Below are 25,287 nucleotides of genomic sequence, written 5' to 3'. Positions count from 1 at the left end.
TATGATTCGGAGGAGAATATAATATGGATGGTAATGTTATAGTTGGACAGTCAGGAGGACCTACTTCTGTTATCAACTCAAGTCTTGCTGGGGTATATAAGACAGCCATAGACAGAGGAGCTAAGAAAGTTTATGGTATGCTCCACGGTATTAAGGGACTTCTTGACGGTCAGTATGTTGACCTTTCAGAGAAGATTAACTCAACAATGGATATTGATTTATTAAAGAGAACACCTTCATCTTATCTTGGTTCATGCAGATACAAGCTTCCTGAGATAAGCGAAGACAGAGAAACATTTGACAAGATTTTCAAGATTCTTAACGATCTTGATATCAAGTATTTCTTCTATATTGGTGGTAACGACTCAATGGATACTATCAAGAAGTTATCTGATTACGCAATTGTTACTGGAAGTGACATTAAGTTTATGGGCGTACCTAAGACTATTGATAATGACTTAGCTGTTACAGACCACACACCAGGATTTGGTTCTGCTGCCAAGTTTATCGCAGCTACTATGAAGGAAATCATCAGAGATGGTCTTGTATATGATTATCCTACAGTTACTATTGTAGAGATTATGGGACGTAACGCCGGATGGCTTACAGCCGCTGCTGCTCTTGCAAAGAGTGATGACTGCGAAGGTGTAGACCTTATCTACCTTCCAGAGAAAGTATTTGATATCGACCATTTCATGGCAAGAGTTAAAGAAATTGCAGCTAAGGGCCGTTCAATGGTTATCGCTGTTTCAGAAGGTATTAAGGTTGCTGACGGAAGATATGTATTTGAGCTTTCAGAGCATGTAGAGTTCGTAGATGCATTTGGCCACAAGCAGCTTGCTGGCTCAGCTAAATTCCTTGCTAACAAGATCGGTGCTGAACTTGGCATCAAGACTCGTGCTATCGAACTTTCAACACTTCAGCGTTGTGCAGCTCATATGACAAGCCGTACAGATATCACAGAAGCATACAACGTTGGTGGTGCTGCTGTTAAGGCTGCATTTGAAGGCGAGACAGGTAAGGTTGTTGTTCTTAAGAGAGTTTCTGATGATCCATATATGTGCATCACAGAGACTAATGATGTTCACCAGATTGCTAACATCGAGAAGAAAGTTCCTCTTGAGTGGATTACAGATGATGACTTCGTAACAGACGACCTCATCCACTACATCAGACCACTTATCCAGGCTGAGCTTTCACCAATCATGGTAGACGGTCTTCCAAGACATCTTAATATTAATTCATAATAATATTATTACATAACAAAAAGCAGGTAGGGAATTTCCTAACCTGCTTTTTTGTTTCTGTCTCTACGCTGATATGCTCTTACCAGTATACAACTGATAATATCTGCCCTTCTCTTCCATGAGCTGGTCGTGTGTTCCACGCTCGATAATTCTTCCCTGCTCCATAACCATAATACAGTCTGCATTGCGGACTGTAGAAAGTCTGTGAGCAATAACAAACGATGTTCTTCCTGACATAAGCGCATCCATACCCTTCTGGACAAGTCGCTCTGTTCTTGTATCAATAGATGAAGTAGCTTCATCAAGAATAAGTACAGGTGGGTCTGCTACCGCTGCTCTTGCAATTGCAAGAAGCTGTCTCTGTCCCTGGCTTAAATTAGCACCTCCGCCATGAAGCACAGTATTATAGCCATCCGGAAGTCTCTTGATGAATCCATCAGCATTGGCAAGTCTTGCTGCTGCGATGCATTCCTCATCACTCGCCTCAAGCCTTCCGTATCTGATATTATCCATGATTGTACCCGTAAAGAGGTTAGTATCCTGAAGAACGATACCAAGGCTTCGTCTTAAATCATTTTTCTTAATATTGTTGATGTTAATTCCATCATATCTGATCTTACCATCCTGAATATCATAGAACCTGTTGATAAGATTAGTAATTGTAGTTTTTCCTGCTCCGGTACTTCCGACAAATGCAATCTTCTGTCCCGGTGTAGCATACATTTTAATATCGTGAAGTACCATTTTGTCCGGATTATAGCCAAAGTCAACTCCGTCAAATGTTACATCACCAGCAAGTCTTGTGTACTCTGCACTACTGCCGTCCTTTGCCGGCTTCTTCCATGCCACATCTCAGTATTTTCTTTAGTCTCAATAAGCTCATTGTTCTTGTTGTATCTTACATTTACAAGCTCAACGAAACCTTCGTCAACCTCCGGCTTCTCGTCACATAACTCAAACACTCTTCCAGCACCAGCCATCGCCATAACGATACTGCTCACCTGCTGGCTTATCTGGGTTACAGGCTGTGTAAAGCTCTTGTTAAGACTTAAGAAAGCAACAAGTGTACCAATAGTAAGTCCTGAAAAATCACTCAGAGCAAGAATACCACCAACTATTGCACATAAAACATAGCTGATATTACCTATATTACCATTAACAGGCATTGTGATATTAGCAACCTTGTTCGCATTGTTTGCACTCTCACGAAGTCTGTTGTTAATCTCCTTAAACTGCTCAATACTTTTATCCTCGTGGCAGAACACCTTGACAACCTTCTGTCCTTCCATCATTTCCTCAATATAAGCATTAACCTTACCGATATCCTTCTGCTGCTCAACGAAATATTTTCCGGAAAGTGCACTCAGCTTAGAAGTTACATAAAGCATAATAACAACCATCACAACCGATACGATTGTAAGCGGAATATCGAGTACAATCATACTTACAAATGTAGATACAAGTGTTATGCATGAATTAATAACCTGAGGAATACTCTGGCTTATAAGCTGTCTTAATGTGTCGATATCGTTAGTATATACTGACATGATATCGCCGTGTGCATGAGTGTCAAAATACTTAATAGGAAGTGATTCCATGTTAGTAAACAGCTCTAATCTCAACTTCTTTAAAGTTCCCTGACCAACATTTACCATAATTCTGTTGTAGCAATATGAACATAATACACCGACCATAAGAACTGCAGCGAGCTTGATAAGTGCGCCTGCAAGCGGTGCATAATCATGTACTGCTGACTGTGTCAGCGGAATAATATAACTGTCAATAAGCTTCTGGATAAACAGCGTTGCTATCAGTGTTGTAAGCGCTGAAACAAGAATACACACAAGCACTGCTATACACGAAAACTTGTAATTCTTTAAAATATATCCAAGCAGCCTCTTCATAAGAGGAAGTGGATTTTCTTTATTCTTTTTATTCTTCATATCAATATTCTTATCCATATGCTGCCTCCTATTCTCCTGCCTCGTCAAAATCACCGCTGCCCTGTGTCTGAACCTCGTAGATTTCTCGGTAAACCTTATTGTTCTCAACAAGATTTTCATGAGTATCAAAACCACTCACACAGCCATTCTCAAGCACCAATATTCTGTCTGCGTCCTGAATACTTGAAATTCTCTGTGATACAATAATCTTGGTAGTTCCTGGTATCTTTGTTGCAAATGCTTTCTTAATCTTAGCGTCTGTGGCTGTATCAACAGCACTTGTTGAATCATCAAGAATAAGAACCTTCGGGTGCTTAAGCAGCGCTCTTGCGATACAGAGTCTCTGTCTCTGACCACCGGAAACATTGCTTCCACCCTGCTCAATCCATGTATTGTATTTATCAGGCATTCTCTCAATGAATTCATCTGCACAGGCCTGACGGCATGCCTCAATGCAATCCTCCTCAGACGCATTTTCATCGCCCCATCTCAAATTATCAAGAATAGTTCCTGAGAAAAGCACATTTTTCTGAAGAACAACTGAAACCTCATTACGAAGAGTTTCGAGGTCGTAGTCTCTTACATCAATTCCGCCTACGCATACAGAACCATCCTTAACATCATACAGACGGCTTATCAGATTAACGAAGCTTGACTTTCCGCAACCCGTTCCGCCTATAATACCGATTGTTTCGCCCGCATTTATATGGATATCTATATCTTCAAGGGCATCCTTGTCGCTGTCCTTCTTGTATGTGAAGTTCACATGGTTGAAATCAATTCTTCCATCAGGTACTTCCATCACCGGATTCTCAGGATTAGTTATATCTGCCTTCTCGTTAAGAACCTCAGCAATTCGTCTTGCACTCGCTGCACTCATTGATACCATAACAAATATCATAGAAAGCATCATAAGTGCCATCATCATGCTCATTACATAGCAAAACATTGATGTCAGATTACCCGTTGTCATAGTTCCATCTGTAATAAAATGTGCCGCAAACCACGAAAGTGCAATAATACTTCCATATATAACAAACATCATAATAGGATTGTTGAATGCAAGCCATGATTCCGCCTTAACAAATATTTTGTAAAGATTCCCGGCAGCCTTACTGAATTTCTTATTCTCATGGTCTTCTCTTACAAATGCTTTGACAACTCTGATTCCAGTGACATTCTCCTGAACACTCGCATTTAAATCATCATATTTAGCAAAACCTTCTGTGAATATTGGAGTAACCTTATATATAATAAAGAAAAGTACAAATCCAAGAAGAATAAGCGCACCTAAGAATATAAAACTTAATGTAGGATTGATAATAAAACACATAACCATACTGCATATCATCATAAGTGGTGCTCTTACTGCAATTCTTAAAATCATCTGATATGCATTCTGCACATTTGTAACATCAGTAGTCATACGGGTAATAAGACCTGCTGTGCTGTATTTGTCTATATTAGAGAATGCGAAGTTCTGGATATTCGAATAGATTCCCTCTCTTAAGTTACATGCAAGACCGGTAGAGGCCAAAGCCGCATATTTTCCTGCCTGAATTCCAGCAAACAGACTTATAAATGCAAGCACAAGCATAAGTCCGCCATACATTAACACCTTGCTCATGTCTCCCGCCTGAATACCCTTATCGATAATACTTGCCGTAACAAACGGAATAAGTATCTCCATAAGAACTTCAACAATTATATATATTGGCGTCTTTATCGAGACTCTTTTATACTCACCAATATATGCCGATAAAGTTTTTAACATTTCTTACACTTCCTTTCACAGTTATTCACATCATCATATACTTTTTGTAACAGACGGTGTAATTCTTCTTTTTCATCAGCAGAAAGCGCTGAAAGAAACCATTTTTCTTTGTCATGCATTGCCTTGCCTGCATGAACGCACATGGCTCTGCCCTTGTCTGTTATTCTCACATGCTTGACTCTCTTATCTGAAGGGTCATAGAAGCTTTCTATCATCCCCTTCTTTTCAAGCCTTGCTGCTGTTCCCGCTATTGTCGCCTGGGCTACGCCAAAGTGCTTCTCAAGCTCCTTAAGCGTAATACATTCATCTTTAGTTTCATTAATTATCATAAGCATCTTAACCTGTGAAGATGTCATGTCATCTGCTCTTAACTCCTCATTGGCACATCTTCCAAGAATATCATTAAGACGCTTTATAAGCTCTCCACAATGGAGTGACTCTCGCTGCATATCTGCTCCCTTCGTAACAAAACGGCATCCGAACCTGCCATTCTTTTAATAAAAATCTTAAGTAGCTTTGCTATATTACAAAAATGACAGCACGCTGTCAATAGCGTGCTGTCATTTTTATTTTTATTTAATATTTTATGTTATCTGTAATAAGCAGGCTTCAGATGAACCGGCACCCCATCTGAATACTCCGCAATATTAGTCCCCTGAATAAGTGGCCTTATATACTTAATATACTCATCAGAAATATCTGTTCCATCTGCGGTTATCCACTCTGCTGGGAACTTCTTTTCCTTATTGCATATATCGTTCACATCTGCAAGTCCGTAATTAATCTCATATCCGTTAGTATCATCTCTTTCAAATGTAATCATTTTTCCAGTTTCACCGTCAAGAGCTGCTACAACCGCTGCCTTCCCTGCTTTTTCGGCTTCATCAATATCTGTTGCTGAAGCAAGAAGTGATGAACATCTCTGTGGAAGATTAAGCTCAATACTTCTGCATTTGATTCCAAATTCTGCTTTAACATAATTTTCAAGATACTTTCCACAGCCTGTAAGCATCTTATGTCCAAAACCATCAACCGATGCTGCATCTGCATATTCACATATGAATCTGCCGTCTTTGTCCGCAATTCCTTCTGATACGCACACAACAACAGCAGTTTCCTGTTCAAGTGCCGCCTTAAGTGACTTCTTGAATTCTTCCATATCAAATGCATGCTCTGGCATATATATAAGATAAGGATTTCTGCTATACTCTGTTCTAGCAAGTACTGATGCCGCTGTAACCCAGCCTGCATGCCTTCCCATAAGTTCAACAATTGTCACAGACGGATGTGCATAACATGTTGCGTCAAGTATAATTTCTCTTAATGTTGAAGCAACATATTTTGCTGTTGAGCCGTATCCTGGAGTATGATCTGTCATAACAAGATCATTATCAATTGTCTTAGGTACACCTATAAATCTTATGTCCGATTTCTTCAATAATGCCACTCTTGATAATTTTGACACTGTATCCATTGAATCATTGCCACCAATATAGAACACATATCCAATGTTCATCTGTGCAAATGCATCAAACAATTTATCATACACCTTATCCCCTAAATCTTCTGGAAGCATATACCTGCAGCTTCCAAGAAAAGAAGCCGGTGTTATCTTTAATCTGTCAATCGGCTCATTATCTGCCACTTCAGAAAGATTAATAAAATTGCCTGCCAGAAATCCCTCAATTCCATGCACCATGCCATACACAGTGCCAATCTTTTCCTTATTTCTAAGTCCTTCCTCAATCACTCCATATAATGATGAATTAATAACCGCTGTCGGTCCGCCTGACTGACCTACCAGAATATTCTTTAACATACTCATGCCTCCTATACCTTATTGCTGTTGCTAGATTGTATCACCTGTCAATTATTGATTGCAACATGATAATAATGTTCCTTAACAAGTTGACACAATTCCACTAAGCGTATAATATTCAGTTATTCACACATTTAAGGAGTTTAATATGAGATTCGTAATACAGCGTGTTAATCATGCAAATGTTAAGATAGATGGCGAAGTTGTTGGAAATATCGGACATGGTCTTTTGATTCTTTTCGGGGCTGGTCAGGACGATACAGAAGAAATGCTTCCAAAATATGTAGACAAGATATGCAAAATGCGTATTTTTGAAGACGAGAATGGCAAAACTAATCTGTCGCTGGCAGATGTCAGTGGCGAGCTGCTTATTGTAAGCCAGTTTACACTTTATGCGGACTGCCGCAAAGGCAACCGCCCAAGCTTTACTAATGCCGGCGCGCCTGATATGGCTAACGCCCTTTATGAAAAATTCGTCGCAATGTGCCGTGAGCGTGTCCCTAAAGTTGAAACCGGCAGATTCGGTGCTGATATGAGGTCAGCCTTGAAAACGACGGACCATTCACAATATTGATAGATAGTGAGGATTTCTGATATGTTTAGAATGTGGTGTAAGCTCTTTGACGACAGAGGGCATCTTATCAAAGACACTGTAATTAAAAATGCGGATTCTGATTTAAACAGAACCCGCAAAATATTCGCTGCTATTCATGACGCATGCTATGAATTCGACCTTGCCGAGCCAATCTGGCTCGATTCCAATGTTTCAGAATTCCAGCGCCACTCGAAAGTACGCTTCACTAAAGATAACTTTGTTGAAGATATCGAATTTGCTTATATGGAAATTGAGGTTATTGAGGAAGATTAGCAATACATTGACTTTTTGCGCGAAGAATATCAACTTTCATCCGCAATATATCAATTTCATGCGAAGAATATCAATCTCATTTGATATATTGCGTTTTAAAAAAGTATTCTTCTTTTTAACATCTAATTATTACCATACATTAAACAATAACATTTCGCTCTTCCCCAGCCATAAATGCCTTGATATTAAGAAATATCTCGTCCATCAGGCGGGTTCTCGCCTCGTATGTCGCCCATGCAACATGAGGGGTAACGATAAGCTTGTTGCTGTCCTTAATTGTAAGAAGAGGATTGTCCTTAGCAACCGGCTCAGTGGTTATTACATCAAGTCCTGCTGCTGCAATCACGCCTTCGTTAAGCGCTCTTACAAGGTCTGCGTCATTAACAATCGGGCCACGTCCAAGATTCAGAAGAACTGCGCTGCTCTTCATCTTCTTAAGTGTCTCATAATTAAACAGATTTTCTGTATATTTGTTAAGCGGTGCATGAATTGACACGATGTCCGATTTCTTCAAAAATTCATCAAGCTCATATCTTTCGTATGGCACATCATAGCTGTGACCGCTTGCTGAATAGTATATTACATTACAACCAAAGTCTGCCGCAATCTTAGCAACGCCTCTTCCTATATTGCCAAGTCCGACAATTCCCCATGTCTTTCCTGCCAGTTCGTGAAACACATTTGCAAAATGTGAGAAGCAAGGCCACTCTGCATACTCGCCGCTCTTTACGAAATCATCATAATATCTCATCTTCTCGACAAGATAAAATGCAAGTGCAAATGTATGCTGTATAACTGACTGTGTTGAATATCCAGCAACATTGGCAACCCTTATTCCATGCGCTTTGGCATATTCTATATCAATATTGTTGTAGCCTGTAGCTGCCTCTGCCACCATCTTAAGATTAGGCGCGGCTGCCATGCACTCTGCGTTCATGTTAGTTTTATTAATAATAACGACATCAGGATTATGCTCTTTCATTCTTGCAACAGCTTCCTCATAAGAACTTAAGCTGTATGTCACAACTTCGCCAAGCCTGTTAAACTGCTCAAGCGAAATATCATCTCCGTATGTCATAGTTTCCAACATAAGTATCTTCATAATAATCCTCCGTTTCTGCACATTTTTGCATAATTATCGTACATTTTTAATAATTTCCCTGTACTGTTTATTTAGTTTCACAAGCTCCCTGTCTACATTTTTTAGTAAAAAAAGTCGTCCTGCACCTTTCATTTTCTTAAATGGTTTTACAGCCAGCCTGCTATGTATATCGACATTTCCGCTATCATCATCTGCATAATTTCTGATTGCTATTAATACAGTCTGCATATAAACCTCCCAAAAGACATTGAATACTACCGCATTATACAACTTAATTAAAGCAGATATTGTCGAACCACCGTCTGATTAAATATTTGCAACAAGTTCCTTCATAACCTTGACATTATTAGCAATTGCGAGCTTTTCAAATGTCGGGTAGTCCATTGTTGCGCTGTCATCAGCCTTATCTGATATAGTTCTTAATATTACAAATGGAACTTTATTAAGGTAAGAAACCTGTGCTATCGCTGCTCCCTCCATCTCTGTACAGAAGCCATCGAAATTGCTGCTGATTCTCTCCTTAACAGCCTTGTCTGATATGAACTGGTCGCCGCTTACAACTCTGCCGACATGAACTCCGATTTCCGGAACTGCATTTTTACAAGCCTCGCCAGCAAGTTTAATAAGTCTTTCGTCTGCTGCAAATGAAAGTGTATCCATTCTTGGAATCTGTCCTAAAGGATATCCAAATCCTGTCGCATCCATGTCATGATGAAGAACATCTGATGAAATAACAACATCTGCAATATCAATCTCTGCCTTAAGTGAACCAGCAATTCCTGTATTAATAATGTAGTCTGCTTTGAAGTCATCGACAAGAATCTGTGTGCATGCCGCAGCATTAACCTTACCAATTCCGCTTCTTACAATAACAACATCTTTCCCGGCAAGCTTTCCTGCTTTAAATGTCATGCATGCCTTAGTTTCCTCGCGGGTAATCTCCATTACCTCAACAAGCTGTTCTACTTCTTCGTCCATTGCGCCAATAATGCCTATCATAAATCCTCCTTATATATCCATTTCAAACTGCATACATTATAATTGAACATTTGCAATAAAACAACTTATGCTTTTTCATATCTTCCAAAGGTGTTATAATATAGTCAGGTATGTATCAGAAGCTGTGTGAGCAAATGATAAATTAGCACAGAGCACGCTTGCGCTGCTTGTCGTTCGTAGCGGTACTAAGCTTGCTATAAGCAGATATCTGCGATATCTGTTTACAGCGCGCTAAGTGCCGACGACTCCAAAGCACTCTGTGCCACTTTATCATTTGCTCACACAGACACATACATCCCTCACCCAATTATATATAAGCAGAAAGATTAGTGTAAATAATATATTTTTACACTATGTGCCTAAAACAGCACAAGAATGGAGGATTAATATGAAATTCAAGACATCAGGCGTATGTTCACGTGCAATAGATTTTGATGTTGTTGATGGAAAGGTTGTTAATGTGCATTTCACTGGCGGATGTGCCGGCAATACTCAGGGCGTTGCTGCTCTTATCGAGGGCATGGACATTGACGAAGCTATCAAAAGAATGGACGGTATCAAATGTGGCTATAAGGACACATCATGTCCTGACCAGCTTGCTAAAGCCTTAAAGGAATATAAGAAAGATAATGAATAGTGTCGCACGATTTAAAAGAGTTTATGTCGAGATAACAAGCAGCTGCAACCTGCACTGTTCTTTCTGTCAGGAAACTCTGAGAAAACCACATTTTATGAGTGTGGACGAATTCCGCACAGTGATTGAAAGAATCGGACATTATACTAATTACATTTATCTTCATGTTAAAGGTGAGCCGCTTCTGCATCCACAGCTTGGTGAAATTCTTAAGATATGTCAGGACGCTGATATGACAGTAAATCTTACTACCAATGCCACTCTTATTAAAGAGAAGCTTCCTGTTTTACTGGAGTATCCTGTGCATCAGATTAATGTGTCGCTTCACAGTGCTGACGATAACGACTGCATTGACATGGATTCTTATATTCATAATCTTTTTGAATCCTGCGAAACGCTTCTTGATAAGACTGACACTGAGATTTCACTAAGACTCTGGAATACTAAGAAAGAGCCATTTCTGTTTGGTGAGAAGAACTGCACAATCAAGAGACATCTTTATATAAATGTTCAGTCTCCGTTTGAATGGCCTGATGTGAACAGCACTTATTGTAATGAGCGCGGATTCTGTCAGGGACTCCGCCAGCATATGGCTATTCTGTGTGACGGCACTGTCGTTCCGTGCTGTCTTGACGGTAATGGAGTGATGGCTCTTGGCAATATTCTTGATTCAACACTTGAGGAAATCCTTTCAAACCCACGAAGCGTTGCATTTATGGAAGGATTCAAGAAAAAGACTGCGGTCGAACCGCTCTGTATGCATTGCAGCTTTAAGGAAAGATTTGCTCATAAAATGTAATGATACATTTGAACAAATCGGACATTTTATTATATTTTCAGGAGAATGACCTATGAAAAAAATAGTACTTACCGGTGGTGGTACTGCCGGACATGTAACACCTAATATTGCCCTGCTTCCAAGCCTTAAGGAAGCCGGCTATGAAGTTTTCTATATCGGCTCTTATACCGGTATTGAGAAAACTCTTATTGAAGATCTTGGAATTCCTTATTATGGTATTTCATCCGGTAAATTAAGAAGATACAGAAGTCTTAAGAATCTGTCTGATCCATTCCGTGTGCTTCATGGACTTTTTCAGGCTAAGAGACTTATGAAAAAAATCAAACCTGATATCGTATTTTCTAAGGGAGGCTTCGTGTCTGTACCTGTTGTTCTTGCCGCCGGAAGCCGTCATATTCCAGTAATTATCCACGAATCTGATATGACACCCGGCCTTGCCAACAAGATTGCTATGAGAAAAGCAACTAAAATATGCTGCAATTTCCCAGAGACACTCAAGTACCTTCCTGAAGGAAAAGCTGTTCTTACAGGTTCTCCTATCAGACAGGAGCTTTTGCTTGGCAATAAAGCAGCCGGACTTGACCTTTGCAACTTCACAACTGACAAACCTATTATTCTTGTTGTCGGCGGAAGTACTGGCGCTGTCCATGTAAATGAGGCTGTAAGAAGCATTTTACCTGAGCTTCTTAAGGATTTTCAGGTTGTTCACCTGTGTGGAAAAGGCAAGATGGACGAATCACTCAATGGAACTCCCGGCTATGTCCAGTTCGAGTACATAAGCGAGCAGATGCGCGACCTTTTCGCAATCAGTTCTATCGTTATCTCGCGTGCGGGTGCCAATGCCATATGCGAACTGCTTGCTCTCAAGAAGCCTAATCTTCTTATTCCGCTTTCTGCTAATGCAAGCCGTGGCGACCAGATTCTTAATGCCAATTCTTTCAAGGAGCATGGTTATTCCATGGTTCTTACAGAAGAGGATATGAATAAAGATACTTTACTTGCCGCTGTCCGCAAGCTTTACGCTGACAGACACCAGTACATCATTAATATGGAAAAAAGTGAGCAGCAGGATTCTATTGACAAAATTATGAATTTAATTAAAGATAATAGTAAATAATAATCCGGAGGTGATTTTATGGGCGCTGTTAAACATAGCCGTCAGCGTGACGCTATCAAAACATTTCTTATGTCACGCAAAGACCACCCAACTGCCGATGTTGTATACACATTTGTCAAAAATGATTTTCCAAGCATAAGTCTTGGAACAGTTTATAGAAACCTTTCCTTTCTTGTGGAGCATGGCGAAGCCGTTACTGTTCCATGTGAGGACGGTTTCGTTCATTACGATGCCAATACGAAGCTGCATCTGCATTTTCAGTGCAGAAGGTGTAAATGTTTAATTGATATCACCAATCCATCTGACAATGAAATCCTTGAAAACCTCGGGGCTAATGTGGCATCACATTTTCCGGGCAAAATCGAGGCTGGTTCAGTCTGCTTCTATGGATTATGTGAAAAATGTGCTTCGGAAAATTAATATTTTTATAAGGCAGCAAAGCATAAATAGGAATCATTCCTATTTTTGTTGACAAACTGATTTATTTCTGTTATATTCTAGTTACGAACTGATGAAACATTTTCGGAAGTTCCGATAAGTAAAGTTCAGGCTTATGCCTGTTATGTTTATAAACGAAAGGAGATTATTATTATGAAGTATGTATGTACAGTTTGTGGTTATGTTTATGAAGGAGAATCTCTTCCAGCAGATTTCGTCTGTCCAGTATGTAAGGCTCCAGCAAGTAAGTTTGCTGCACAGACAGGTGAGAGAGAATGGGCTGCTGAGCATGTTGTTGGCGTAGCTAAGGGTGTAAGCGAGGATATCGTTGCTGACCTCAGAGCTAACTTTGAAGGTGAATGTTCAGAAGTTGGTATGTACCTTGCTATGGCAAGAGTTGCTCACAGAGAGGGTTATCCAGAAATCGGTCTTTACTATGAGAAGGCTGCCTGGGAAGAAGCTGAGCATGCTGCTAAGTTCGCTGAACTTCTCGGCGAAGTTGTAACAGACAGCACTAAGAAGAATCTTGAGATGAGAGTTGAAGCTGAGAACGGCGCAACAGCAGGTAAGACTGACCTTGCTAAGAGAGCTAAGGCTGCTAACCTTGACGCAATCCATGATACAGTTCATGAGATGGCTAGAGATGAGGCTAGACACGGTAAGGCATTCGAGGGACTTCTTAAGAGATACTTTGGTTAATTGTAACCTAAACAGAATCGCATAATATAAGGAATTTTAAGAGGAATAAGTTTTTGGACTTATTCCTTTTTTTAATTTCTCCTTTTCCTTGAATTCGACAACCTTAAATAGTATAATTTTGTTATGATTTATTGTGTAATTAAATATTTGTAGAGAAGGAGATATGGATTATGGTTTCATGGAACAATTTAGACACACTTTCATCTTACAAGGAGTTATCAGATGTTAAGCCAGCCTGTCTTACAGAGGTTATGTCTGGTGATAATGGTGCAGAACGCGTTAAGAATTACAGCGTACCTATGGCTGCCGGACTTTCATATAACTACGCATCTAAGCAGGTTAATGAAAATGTGCTTGCTGCACTTGAAAAGCTCGCTGATGAGGCTCAGCTTGCAGACAAGTTTAAGGCTTTATATAACGGAGAAGTTGTTAACACTGGTGAGAAGAGACTTGTTCTCCATCATATGACAAGAGGACAGTTAGGTGACGCTGTTGAAGCTGATGGCGTTGATAAGAGAACATTTTACAAGACACAGCAGGAAAGAATTGCAGAATTTGCTAACAAGGTACATAACGGTGAGATTACTAATGCAGCCGGCGAGAAGTTTACAACTGTTGTCCAGATTGGTATCGGTGGAAGCGACTTAGGTCCAAGAGCTATGTATATAGCACTTGAGAACTGGGCTAAGAAGAACAACTCATTTAAGATGGAAGCTAAGTTCATAAGCAATGTTGATCCTGATGATGCTGCCGCAGTGCTTGCTTCTACTGATGTTGCACATTCTATATTCGTACTTGTTTCCAAGTCAGGTACAACACTTGAGACTCTTACTAACGAATCATTTGTAAAAGACGCTCTAAAGAAGGCCGGACTTGATCCTTCTAAGCACATGATTGCCGTAACAAGCGAGACTTCACCTCTTGCCAAGAGTGATGATTATTTAGACGCATTTTTCATGGACGATTATATCGGTGGACGTTTCTCTTCTACTTCATCAGTTGGCGGTGCAGTATTATCACTTGCTTTCGGACCTGAAGTATTTGCAGAATTCCTTGATGGTGCTGCAGAGGAGGACAAGTTATCAGCTAATCCTGATATGCGCAAGAACCCTGAGATGTTAGATGCCCTTATCGGTGTATACGAAAGAAATGTATTAGGTTATCCTTGTACAGCCGTTCTTCCATATTCACAGGCTTTAAGCCGTTTCCCTGCTCATCTTCAGCAGCTTGATATGGAATCTAACGGTAAGTCAGTAAACAGATTTGGTGAGCCAGTTACTTATCCTACAGGACCAGTTATCTTTGGTGAACCGGGAACTAACGGTCAGCATTCATTCTATCAGCTTCTTCATCAGGGAACTGACATTGTGCCATTACAGTTCATCGGATTTAAGAACAACCAGTTAGAAACAGATGTTACAATTCAGGACAGCACAAGCCAGCAGAAGCTTTGTGCAAATGTTGCTGCTCAGATTGTCGCATTTGCATGTGGAAAGTCAGATGAGAACCTTAACAAGAACTTCAAGGGCGGAAGACCTTCAAGCATTATTATCGGAGACAAGCTTACTCCTAAGACACTTGGTGCTTTACTTGCCCACTTCGAGAACAAGATTATGTTCCAGGCTTCGTATGGAACATCAACAGCTTCGACCAGGAAGGTGTTCAGCTTGGTAAAGTACTTGCCAAGAAGGTACTTGCTCATGATACAGATGGTGCTTTAAAAGTATATAGTGATTTACTTAATATCTAACGAAAAAAGGCAGGGACTTGAAATTTTCAAGTCCCTGCCTTTTTCTAATATATATTACTGTTCATTAAAAAGTGCTGTTGAAAGATATCTGTCACCTGAATCTGGAAGAAGTGCAACAATTGTCTTTCCTGCATTCTCTGGGCGGGCTGCAAGTATCTGTGCTGCCTTAAGCGCTGCACCTGAAGAGATACCAACAAGAATACCCTCGCTCTTTGCAAAGCTTCTTCCCTCTACAAATGCATCTTCATTCTCGATTGCAATTACTTCATCATATATCTTAGTATTAAGTGTTTCTGGAACAAATCCTGCACCAATACCCTGAATCTTGTGTGGTCCTGCCTCACCCTTTGAAAGAACCGGGCTTGTAGCTGGCTCTACAGCAACTACCTTAACATCCGGGTTCTGTGACTTAAGGTATTCACCAACACCTGTAACAGTTCCACCTGTACCTACACCTGCAACAAATATATCAACCTTTCCCTCTGTCTGTTCCCAGATTTCTGGACCTGTTGTAGCCTTATGAACTGCTGGGTTAGCTGGGTTTACAAACTGACCTAAGATAACTGAACCAGGATTCTGCTCCTTTAATTCCTCAGCCTTAGCGATAGCACCCTTCATACCCTTAGCGCCTTCTGTAAGAACAATCTCTGCACCATAAGCCTTAAGAAGATTTCTTCTCTCAACTGACATTGTATCTGGAAGAGTAAGAACTGCTCTGTATCCCTTAGCAACTGCAACTGCAGCAAGACCAATACCTGTATTACCTGATGTTGGCTCTATAATCATTGCTCCTGGCTTAAGCTCACCCTTCTTCTCAGCGTCCTCAATCATAGCAAGGGCAACTCTGTCCTTAACTGAACCGGCTGGGTTAAGATACTCAAGCTTTGTAAGAAGTGTAACTCCTTCAATTCCTGCATTCTTAGCGTAACGGCTTGCGTTAAGAAGAGGTGTGTTTCCAATAAGTTCCAATGCGCTGTTAATTACTTTACTCATACTAATCCTCCTTGTTTTGCGAAGCAAAATCCGAGTCCTTTGACGAGGAGAGGATTTTAGCCTCCTTGTATTGAATGCATTTGCAAATATGCTTTTGCGTTCCTATTAACCTACTAACTTGATGTGTAAATGTGTTGTTGAATATAAAATACCACTATCAGCCTTCAATGTCAACACCATTTTCATGACGAGTTTTAACCATTGCATCATGTGTAATATCTTTAATAACTTCACTGGCAATTATAAGTCCTACAACAGATGGTACAAATGCGGTTGAACCCGGAATATCGCGTCTTTCTGTACATTTGTGGGCTGCTCCCGGAGGACATATGCAGTTAGTCTGGCAGCTTATTCCCATATCTTGAATAGGACGAACCGGCTTCTCCTTAGAATATACGACCTTAAGGTGCTTAACATTCCTCTTCTTTAATTCTCTTCTCATAACTTTGGCAAGCGGGCATACCGACGTCTTATATATATCAGCAACCTCAAATTCCGCCGGATTAAGCTTATTACCAGCACCCATACTGCTTATAATCGGGGTTCCTGCTTCCTGACACGCCATTACAAGTGCTATCTTGGCTGTTACAGTATCAACCGCATCAACTACATAGTCATATTTTGAAAAATCAAACTGATCTTTAGTCTCCGGAAGGAAAAAACATTTGTGTACAGTAACCTCACAATTCGGATTAATATCATGAATTCTCTCTTTGCACACATCTGTCTTATACTGTCCTATTGTTTTTCTTGTTGCAATAATCTGCCTGTTAAGATTGGTAAGACACACCTTATCATCATCTATCACATCAATCGCACCTACTCCGCTTCTTACAAGTGCCTCCACTGTATATCCACCAACGCCGCCTACACCAAATACTGCGACACGGGAATTTTCTAATATATCCATAGCTTCTTTTCCAAACAGAAGCTCTGTTCTTGAAAACTGATTTAACATAGTTTGTCCTTTCTTTGCTTTTTGTATCTAAATTTTAATTCCTACTTACATGGTATGTCAATAATTATTAATTTTATATAAAACGCTTGCATTATCAAACCATTTGTTATATTATCATGTCAACAAGATGTAGTTTTTAATACTACATGTCATTATAGAAGGAGGGATTTATTATGACAACTTTTGCACCAGCACTTCATTTACAGAATGATAATATACACACTAAGATAAAGGCACAGATGATTATTAAAGACCCTGGCAGTTCGATAACACATTTTATCGGCATGCTCTGTGCAATTGCAGGATTATTCCCACTTATTCTTAAAGCGGCCTCTTATGGAACAACTGTTTCTGTTGTTTCAATGACTGTATTTATGGTAAGTATGATTCTTCTATATGCAGCAAGCACAACTTATCACACATTTGATATATCAAGTAATGTCAATATTGTGCTGAAAAGGCTTGATCACTGCATGATTCCTGTTCTTATCGCAGGCTCATACACTCCGGTCTGCCTTGTTGTTCTTCACAACATATACGGCTATGTTATGTTTGGCATCGTGTGGGGAATCGCCATTCTTGCTATCGCATTCAAGCTTCTCTGGGTAACTTGTCCTAAGTGGATATCTTCAGTTCTCTACATTGTAATGGGCTGGACATGTGTTATGGCTCTTCCTCAGATATATTCAGCACTTGCCGGAGCCGCTTTCTTCTGGCTTCTCGCCGGCGGAATCTTCTACACTGTTGGCGGCGTAATATATGCAATTAAGATGCCTGCATTTAATGCAAATCATCCTAATTTCGGAACACATGAAATCTTTCATGTATTTGTTATGGCTGGAAGCCTCTGCCACTTCATACTGATGTACAACTTTGTTGCTGTTATGTAATAATCCATATCCCATAAAATATGTAAGCGGCGGATTCCCGCCGCCTTTATCTATATTAAGCACCTGCTTTGCCCTTTCAGGCGTTATCCCACTTATATAATGGAGACTGCCGGCTGTTTCTCCGAACACATTGCTTGTAAAATCATAAACAGGTGCCTGTTTTACGCGTATTGTCAGCATTTATTCACCGAGGAAATCCATCGGATTAACAGGAATACCGTCCTTTGTCATTGCAAAATATATTCCCGGTCCCTCTTCTTTATAGTATGCTGTTGGCTCGGCCACGGTACCAAGAAGCTGACCGGCTGTAACTGTATCTCCAATCTTAACATTCACATCTGAAAGCATACCTGTTGTCATCTCATATCCATTACCTGCTGCAACCCTTACAGTAAGTCCTGTTTCAGTGTTTTCAGCAACATCAACAACTACACCTGATGCCGCTGCACATACCTTAGTTCCGACATCTGAAGCAACTACCATACCAGGACTGCATTTGTACATGCCAAGAGTCTTAAAATACACAGTAGAATCCATATTATATCCAAGCGTAACAGTTCCGCTGACAGGCCAGTATATAAGCTCTCCCTGGTCAAATGTATACTTACTTATAGCATTTGCCATAACCTCAGCTTCAGTCATAGGCTTGACCGCCTGTTCCTCAGTCTGCGACTCCTTTGTCTGCTCTGTAACCTGATTATCTGTTCCATCACCATCATCTGACATGCTTGCTCTTGCGTTGGCATTAATAATATCATCATCACCAACAGTTGGTTCTTCCACTGGAATATCAGGGTCATCATCTGTCTTGATAGCCACATTTCCTTCTGTTTCATTCAGATTGACCAGATTGTTGTTCTTAGATTTCTTAACATTCTGTGCTACTGAAAATATCCCAAACACAAGCGCAACAATAACTGCCAGCGTAATAACCGCTGACACAACCTTAACCTTGTCGGTTCCACGCGTTCTTACATTCGCCATACTAACATCCTCCTATCATTTCGCAAAGCTTTGATGTTAATATGGTTGCCAGATTCGCGAAGTTTATACTTTTTAAAAAGCAAAAACCCCGCACATTATGTGCGGGGAAATATATCACATATACTTACATCTCAACAGGAGTCTTAGTAAGATGCCAGATTTCTGTTGCATACTCTTCAATAGTTCTGTCTGATGAGAACTTACCAGCCTTGGCTGTGTTAGTCATAACAGTCTTAGCCCAGCCGTTCGTATCTCTGTATCTTTCATCAATCTTTCTCTGAGCCTCTGCATATGAGCGGAAATCCTTAAGAATGAAGTAAGTATCTGCCCTTCTGCCTCCATCATTATTAAGAAGAGAGTTGTAGATATCTCTGAACATCTCTGTATCCTCTGGAGAATACTTTCCATTGATAAGTTCCATAAGAACATCTCTTATTTCCTGATCATTGTTAAAGATTTCCATAGGATCATATCCGCCCTCATTCTCGAAACGGATAACTTCATCAGAGCTTAGACCAAATATCTGTGCATTTTCAGCACCAACTTCATTAACGATTTCGACATTAGCTCCATCCATAGTACCAAGAGTAATTGCACCGTTAAGCATGAACTTCATGTTACCTGTACCTGAAGCCTCCTTAGAAGCTGTAGATATCTGCTCACTTACATCTGCTGCCGCAAATATAATCTCACCATTAGATACTCTGTAATTTTCAATGAATACAACCTTAATCTTTCCCTTAATAGAAGCATCATTATTAATAACGTTAGCTACATTATTGATAAGCTTGATTGTCTGCTTAGCAATCTTATATCCTGCTGCTGCCTTGGCACCAAAGATAAATGTTCTTGGAACCATGTCATAATCAGGATTTCTCTTAATCTGATTGTACAGATACATAACATGTAAGATATTAAGAAGCTGTCTCTTATATTCATGAAGTCTCTTAACCTGTACATCGAAGATAGAATTAGGATCAACATCAATACCATTATGTTCCTTGATATACTTAGCAAGACGAACCTTATTCTTATACTTAATCTGCATGAAATCCTGCTGTGCCTTAGGATCATCAACATAAAGCATAAGCTTCTCAAGCTGGCTTAAATCTGTAACCCAGCCATCTCCAATCTTATCTGTAATCCAGTCTGAAAGAAGCGGATTAGCATGCTTTAAAAATCTTCTCTGAGTAATACCATTAGTCTTATTATTGAACTTCTCTGGCATCATCTCATAGAAATCTCTTAACTCCTGCTTCTTTAAGATTTCTGTATGAAGCTTTGCAACACCATTAACAGAATATCCGGCAACAATTGCAAGATTAGCCATCTTAACCTGTCCGTCATAGATAATAGCCATCTTACGAACCTTCTCCTGGTCGCCAGGATATTTAGCCTTAATCTCTTCTACAAAACGACGGTTAATCTCTTCAACAATCTGGTAAATTCTTGGAAGAAGTCTTGAGAATAATTCAATAGGCCACTTCTCAAGTGCTTCAGCCATAATTGTATGGTTAGTATAAGCAACAGTCTTAGTTGTTACATCCCATGCCTCATCCCATTCAAGTCCGTTCTCATCCATAAGGATACGCATAAGCTCTGCGACTGCTACAGTTGGATGTGTATCATTAAGCTGGAAAGTAACCTTCTTATAAAGATTCTTAACATCCCCATTATTCATTGACTTATATCTGTCAACAGCTCTCTGTACACTTGCTGATACGAAGAAATACTGCTGCTTAAGTCTTAATTCCTTACCTGCATAATGGTTATCATTAGGATAAAGTACCTCAACGATATTCTTTGCAAGGTTCTCCTCCTCGATAGCCTTCTGGTAATCACCCTTATCGAAAGAGTTAAGGTTAAATGTATTAACAGGCTCTGCGTCCCAGATTCTAAGAGAGTTAACAGTATTATTGCCATATCCAAGAACCGGAATATCATATGGAACAGCGATTACAGAACGGTAATCTTCCTGAACGAACATATCTCTTCCAGTCTTCTCATCTCTGTAAGAACGCACATATCCACCAAATTTAACTTCATATCTGTATTCAGATCTCTTAATTTCAAATGGATTACCATCCTTTAACCAGTTATCAGGAACCTCTACCTGATATCCGTCCTTAATCTCCTGCTTGAACATACCGTACTTATAACGGATACCACATCCATATGCAGGATATTCAAGAGTTGCTAAAGAATCCATGAAACATGCTGCAAGACGGCCAAGACCACCATTACCTAAAGCTGCATCCGGCTCCTGATCCTCGATAACATTAATATCAAGACCAAGCTCGTCAAGAGCTTCCTTAATCTCATCATAAGCACAGAGATTAATCATATTGTTACCAAGTGCACGTCCCATAAGGAACTCCATAGACATATAATAAACCATCTTAGGATCGTCCTTCTCATACTGCTTATGGGTAGCAATCCATTTATCAATGATAATATCCTTAACAGCATACGAAACTGCCTGAAAAACCTCCTGCTGATTAGCCTCTTCAATATTCTTTCTGTAAAGAGACTTGCAGTTACTGATTACATTCTTCTTGAATTCTTCCTTACTGAAATTCTGTGTTAAACTTGTCGCCATGTATTTAAAACTCCCTTCTGAATATGGACGGCTCCCCAATACGCCAATATACCCTGTAAAAACTATAATCCGCCCCACAATAGATGTTTTAATTATACATAATAATATTTACAAATGCAAACTTTATTATTCAATTGTTCTCAAGCCATATTTTCAATATTTCCCTATAATTCTTCCAAAATCCATCAGAATCTCAACAGAAAAATACCTCATAGAATTAATACCTAATTTAAATAACATATATGGCATAACAAACACCATAAAAGTAATTACAAGGCAGCCTTTATAATCTAAAACCCTTGTAATTCCATATATTCCAATTGACATTATTAATAATAAAACCAGTCTGAACGCCTGACCAATTACCATATACCCGGCTATGCTGATATTAAAAGGAAGGTCATAAAAAATCTGAAGGCTCTGAATTGGTGCTGACAATTGTTCTAATCTGTACAACTGACATATATTAAAAATATCAATAAATGCAGAAAGTCCCCATATAAGAAATGATATCATAAGTATTTTTAATAATTTAACAGCCTTTACCCTGCTTCTCTCTTTTGAAGTGTTAAGAAAAGCTATCATATGACATCTTTTTTCATATGCATATTCACCTGATATTATGAGAATAAGAAATATTATGCATACAAGATTCTGACTTTCCGTGTTCTGATATTTCCTTGAGCCAAATATATCCTCATAAGCAACGGGATTTACAATTCTAGCTTCTATCCCTTTTTCCTCATTAACTTTTCTTACATACTTCAGACAATTCTCCATATTTTCAAGAGTCTGACTTGCTTCACGGAATTTATATTTATAATTAGCATCTGTCTCTGATTTTTTGCCTAATTCTTCGACAGCATTACGACATTCCTCAATATATGCTTCACATTCTTTATCTCCGGTGTTTCCACTAAACATAGAATAAAAATTATTCATTGAGAAATTCGTATTACTGTAATCAACACCTCTGTACATTCTGCATGATATCAATAAATAAACAGCAGCAGCAAGCAATATTATTCCCTTTTGTAATATAAAAGTCTTATATAATTCAGATACAAATAAAGGAACTTTTCCCAATAACATCTGTATAAACTGAGAGCATTTTTCTATTATTTTTGTTATGGCACTCTTCCTGCCCTGTGCATATTTATGAGAATATGTAATATATACTCCTATCAATCCTGTTATCGCCAGTAATATTGTCAGAATCCAAGCCGTACTCTGAATATCAGTAATAAAATTATCCGTTCCCCAGTTTTCATATATGTAATATGACTGCCCCGGAAACAATATATTTGAAAAATTAATGTATTTTAAAAATGAAAATGCACTCTTAGATGATATATTAATATTAATTATATATTCAAAAACTAAAAACAACCCGGTTCCTGCTATTGATAATTTGTAATTACCGGTAATAAGGAAAACAAAATATACCAGCCATGACAACGCACTCATAGCTATCGCAAATGTTATACAATATATAATAAAAAATGCAGCTACATTTGTCTTTAACGGGAACATATTAAACATATAAGAATTCTGTATCGGACTTCCCATGTTGCAGCCATAAATATTCCTATATATTGCCAGAATGACACCATTAAAAACAAACGAAAGCACTATTGATATAAGCAATATAATAAAACATCTTTTTACTGGTAATACTTTTCTGGAATTATTACTGCCTCTAATCTGAAGAAACATATTATTTTCAAACTCTTCCATAAATGTTATAAGCACGAATATCATCATCACCAGAAAAATAACCGGAAGCTGCTTATCTGATACCAGTTTTTCTATAGCAGTAGTGTTAGTGATAGAGAAATTGATTTCTCCTCTGCTTTCCAAATCTGCCATATACTTTTGCGCATTAAGTACATAGTAGCTTTGCTCCTCTGCAAATAATGTACTGCTAATAATTTTCTTGTAATTATTCTCTGCCCTTGACATATCAGAAGCATTGACATATTTATATTTTTCCTGTAAAAGTTTTATTGCTTCTTCAATATATTCCCTGTCAGCTTCGTAGTCATCTGTTTTATCATGTACATACCTGCTGTATGTTAATGATCCAATCATTTCTGTTTGATTAGCATATTCATACATCAACTGATTATAATAAGCATATACTTTTTTATCATTCGTGTTATTAATCTTAAAAATGCTCAACCAGATTATTATTCCAAGAAAAATAGCAATAAATACAACACTTTTCCGTAAAACTCTCAATAATTCCATTTTGCTCCTATTCCGGAGTAATCTGTATCCACTCCTTGTTTCCTGTTCCAATGTCAGCTTTGTCCAACACTGCACTTAAACATACTTTAATTATTTTAGGTTTATTTCCAAGTTCTTTTACCATCTTCTCATATTTGTCCATTAAGCCAGATGATGCTTTGAACTGTTGAATATCTGTGTCTGTTGTTGTCACTAACAAATATCTTCTGTCTCCTCCCAATATATCTACATCAGCAGTCATCTTAGTACTATCCTTATTAAATTCTAAAGTATCTTTTATCTCGCCATTTGTATCCACTATATAAACAATATTTTTATCATCAGTTGTAATATTCTTTTTCCCTTTAGAAAGGTCTGGTTTATCAAATACATAAAAATACTGTCCATCATATCCTGCAAGTTTTGTATAATTTCTGTTTGATTTATTATCCAGTTTAAATACTTCACTTATTTCCTGTGTTTTAAGATTCATTCTATAAAGACACCATGCACTTGAATCTACTCCTGCAAAATACATGTTGTCATCTTTATCATAAAATAATTCTGATGTAACCCAATATTTAGATTCTGCTTTCTCAGATAATTCGTCATCACTAGTTATATCAATAAAGCAATCAATATTTCCCGTATCTGTATCAAGACATTCCACAATATATTCTTCTGCCTCTAATGATATGCTCATTCTGCGATTAATGTAAATTTTATTATCTATTGCATTAAGTGATGCCAAGTCAGTAACTATGAAATCAGTTCCACCACTAAACGGTGCATTATATTTCTTTACTATTTCTGGTTCAGATGAATTATCAAGATTCGCCTTACACATAAGCATCCCTGAGTCACTATATAGAAGATAATACATATATCCATTGACAACATCCGCATATTTAATTTCACCCCATGCTGATGATATGGACATTCCATCTATTGATAATGTCTTTTCCGTTTTCTTATCTCTTAATGTTTTATCATAAGACACAAGGATATCCTTCTCCTTTGTCTTTTCTATCATGTATATTCTTCCATCATAATACCATACAGCGCTTCCTAAGCGTTCATAATCTGACAAATATGCCTCGCACTCTACATCATCATGCGCACAATCTACTTTTGAACATAACGCTACGCTATTGTTATTAATCATATCATAGTAATACATAAATTTATAATTCTCACCGCTAACTGGAGAATTTGAAAGATAATAATATCCTTTTTCCGCAGCCGCAGCATTTTTCTTCATATAAAATTGAGCCTCATCTTTATATTCATAATCAGAATATTTATAAGTGTTATCATCTTTCTTAACTGTATTATTATTACCACATGCTGTTAATACAGCCATTCCTGCAATCAATATTGCTAATACTGCCTTCTTCAATAGAATCTCCCCCTTTATCTTAATAAATAATGCTGCTTAAGAAAAC

At 38.6% G+C, this 25,287-nt stretch carries 20 protein-coding genes and 3 pseudogenes; 10 read left to right on the top strand and 13 right to left on the bottom strand.

The features are described 5' to 3' along the window. Window positions 1-23 precede the first annotated feature (23 nt). The gene (locus DW963_RS04730) at window positions 24-1,247 is read left to right on the top strand and encodes a 6-phosphofructokinase (RefSeq protein WP_117914046.1); all 1,224 of its coding nucleotides are present in this window, start codon (window positions 24-26) and stop codon (window positions 1,245-1,247) included. Between the two features lie 63 nt (window positions 1,248-1,310). On the opposite strand, the pseudogene DW963_RS04725 reads toward DW963_RS04730, so the two are convergent. The 4 genes and pseudogenes from DW963_RS04725 to DW963_RS04710 all read right to left on the bottom strand — a co-directional run bounded on the left by DW963_RS04725 (window position 1,311) and on the right by DW963_RS04710 (window position 6,783). Next, window positions 1,311-3,190: pseudogene (locus DW963_RS04725) on the bottom strand (ABC transporter ATP-binding protein). Between the two features lie 28 nt (window positions 3,191-3,218). Continuing rightward, window positions 3,219-4,964 carry an ABC transporter ATP-binding protein gene (locus DW963_RS04720; RefSeq protein WP_117914045.1) on the bottom strand — a complete coding sequence of 582 codons (1,746 nt, stop codon included), beginning with the start codon at window positions 4,962-4,964 and terminating at the stop codon, window positions 3,219-3,221. Beyond that, a complete protein-coding gene (locus DW963_RS04715; protein WP_022099199.1) occupies window positions 4,958-5,413 on the bottom strand; it encodes a MarR family winged helix-turn-helix transcriptional regulator in 456 nt (151 codons plus the stop codon). The genes DW963_RS04720 and DW963_RS04715 overlap by 7 nt, the downstream gene beginning before the upstream one ends. A 140-nt stretch (window positions 5,414-5,553) precedes the next feature. Next, complete coding sequence (locus DW963_RS04710; protein WP_117914044.1) at window positions 5,554-6,783, bottom strand: 6-phosphofructokinase; 1,230 nt, start codon at window positions 6,781-6,783, stop codon at window positions 5,554-5,556. A 148-nt stretch (window positions 6,784-6,931) separates the two neighbouring features. Between DW963_RS04710 and dtd the strand changes: the two are divergent. Next, window positions 6,932-7,377, top strand: a pseudogene (gene dtd, locus DW963_RS04705) (D-aminoacyl-tRNA deacylase). Window position 7,378: 1 nt separating this feature from the next. Continuing rightward, window positions 7,379-7,651, top strand: coding sequence for a hypothetical protein (locus DW963_RS04700; RefSeq protein WP_012738333.1), 273 nt, complete (start codon window positions 7,379-7,381; stop codon window positions 7,649-7,651). Between the two features lie 139 nt (window positions 7,652-7,790). Here DW963_RS04700 and DW963_RS04695 read toward each other — a convergent pair whose 3' ends face one another. From DW963_RS04695 to DW963_RS04685, 3 genes are all read right to left on the bottom strand, one after another. Then, window positions 7,791-8,753: a D-2-hydroxyacid dehydrogenase gene (locus DW963_RS04695; RefSeq protein ID WP_117914043.1), complete on the bottom strand. Its 963-nt coding sequence runs from the start codon at window positions 8,751-8,753 to the stop codon at window positions 7,791-7,793. A gap of 33 nt (window positions 8,754-8,786) precedes the next feature. Then, window positions 8,787-8,981, bottom strand: coding sequence for a hypothetical protein (locus DW963_RS04690; RefSeq protein ID WP_117914042.1), 195 nt, complete (start codon window positions 8,979-8,981; stop codon window positions 8,787-8,789). Between the two features lie 78 nt (window positions 8,982-9,059). After that, window positions 9,060-9,752: a 5'-methylthioadenosine/adenosylhomocysteine nucleosidase gene (locus tag DW963_RS04685; RefSeq protein WP_117914041.1), complete on the bottom strand. Its 693-nt coding sequence runs from the start codon at window positions 9,750-9,752 to the stop codon at window positions 9,060-9,062. Between the two features lie 388 nt (window positions 9,753-10,140). Here DW963_RS04685 and DW963_RS04680 point away from each other — a divergent pair, with 388 nt between their 5' ends. The 6 genes and pseudogenes from DW963_RS04680 (at window position 10,141) to DW963_RS04655 (ending at window position 15,189) form a co-directional block, all read left to right on the top strand. After that, a complete protein-coding gene (locus DW963_RS04680; RefSeq protein WP_012738329.1) occupies window positions 10,141-10,389 on the top strand; it encodes a TIGR03905 family TSCPD domain-containing protein in 249 nt (82 codons plus the stop codon). After that, complete coding sequence (locus DW963_RS04675) at window positions 10,382-11,185, top strand: radical SAM/SPASM domain-containing protein (protein WP_117914040.1); 804 nt, start codon at window positions 10,382-10,384, stop codon at window positions 11,183-11,185. The genes DW963_RS04680 and DW963_RS04675 overlap by 8 nt, the downstream gene beginning before the upstream one ends. A gap of 52 nt (window positions 11,186-11,237) precedes the next feature. Then, window positions 11,238-12,302: an undecaprenyldiphospho-muramoylpentapeptide beta-N-acetylglucosaminyltransferase gene (murG, locus tag DW963_RS04670; protein WP_022099192.1), complete on the top strand. Its 1,065-nt coding sequence runs from the start codon at window positions 11,238-11,240 to the stop codon at window positions 12,300-12,302. 18 nt (window positions 12,303-12,320) lie between these two features. Continuing rightward, window positions 12,321-12,722: a Fur family transcriptional regulator gene (locus tag DW963_RS04665; protein WP_117914039.1), complete on the top strand. Its 402-nt coding sequence runs from the start codon at window positions 12,321-12,323 to the stop codon at window positions 12,720-12,722. A gap of 168 nt (window positions 12,723-12,890) precedes the next feature. After that, on the top strand, window positions 12,891-13,439 hold the full coding sequence (locus tag DW963_RS04660) for a ferritin family protein (protein WP_055216971.1): 549 nt from the start codon (window positions 12,891-12,893) through the stop codon (window positions 13,437-13,439). 170 nt (window positions 13,440-13,609) lie between these two features. After that, window positions 13,610-15,189: pseudogene (locus DW963_RS04655) on the top strand (glucose-6-phosphate isomerase). Window positions 15,190-15,243: 54 nt separating this feature from the next. Here DW963_RS04655 and cysK read toward each other — a convergent pair. Continuing rightward, window positions 15,244-16,182 (bottom strand): cysteine synthase A, encoded by a 939-nt coding sequence (gene cysK, locus DW963_RS04650; RefSeq protein WP_117914038.1) that lies wholly within the window; start codon window positions 16,180-16,182, stop codon window positions 15,244-15,246. Between the two features lie 157 nt (window positions 16,183-16,339). Next, on the bottom strand, window positions 16,340-17,140 hold the full coding sequence (locus DW963_RS04645) for a tRNA threonylcarbamoyladenosine dehydratase (protein ID WP_117914037.1): 801 nt from the start codon (window positions 17,138-17,140) through the stop codon (window positions 16,340-16,342). A 173-nt stretch (window positions 17,141-17,313) separates the two neighbouring features. On the opposite strand from DW963_RS04645, the gene trhA reads away from it, so the two are divergent. Beyond that, window positions 17,314-18,030 (top strand): PAQR family membrane homeostasis protein TrhA, encoded by a 717-nt coding sequence (gene trhA / locus DW963_RS04640; RefSeq protein ID WP_199669356.1) that lies wholly within the window; start codon window positions 17,314-17,316, stop codon window positions 18,028-18,030. Between the two features lie 180 nt (window positions 18,031-18,210). Here trhA and DW963_RS04635 read toward each other — a convergent pair whose 3' ends face one another. From DW963_RS04635 to DW963_RS04620, 4 genes are all read right to left on the bottom strand, one after another. After that, window positions 18,211-19,014, bottom strand: coding sequence for a M23 family metallopeptidase (locus DW963_RS04635; protein ID WP_117914036.1), 804 nt, complete (start codon window positions 19,012-19,014; stop codon window positions 18,211-18,213). 124 nt (window positions 19,015-19,138) lie between these two features. Continuing rightward, window positions 19,139-21,613, bottom strand: coding sequence for a glycogen/starch/alpha-glucan phosphorylase (locus tag DW963_RS04630; RefSeq protein ID WP_117914035.1), 2,475 nt, complete (start codon window positions 21,611-21,613; stop codon window positions 19,139-19,141). Between the two features lie 153 nt (window positions 21,614-21,766). Then, complete coding sequence (locus tag DW963_RS04625; protein WP_117914034.1) at window positions 21,767-23,863, bottom strand: hypothetical protein; 2,097 nt, start codon at window positions 23,861-23,863, stop codon at window positions 21,767-21,769. Window positions 23,864-23,870: 7 nt separating this feature from the next. Then, on the bottom strand, window positions 23,871-25,241 hold the full coding sequence (locus tag DW963_RS04620) for a hypothetical protein (protein ID WP_117914033.1): 1,371 nt from the start codon (window positions 25,239-25,241) through the stop codon (window positions 23,871-23,873). Window positions 25,242-25,287: the final 46 nt, after the last annotated feature.

It is taken from the genome of Eubacterium sp. AM46-8 (genome assembly GCF_003466705.1).
Taxonomy (GTDB): domain Bacteria; phylum Bacillota; class Clostridia; order Lachnospirales; family Lachnospiraceae; genus Lachnospira.
The sequence above is the reverse complement of the archived record's forward strand: the minus strand, read 5'-3'. Positions and strand labels throughout refer to the sequence as shown.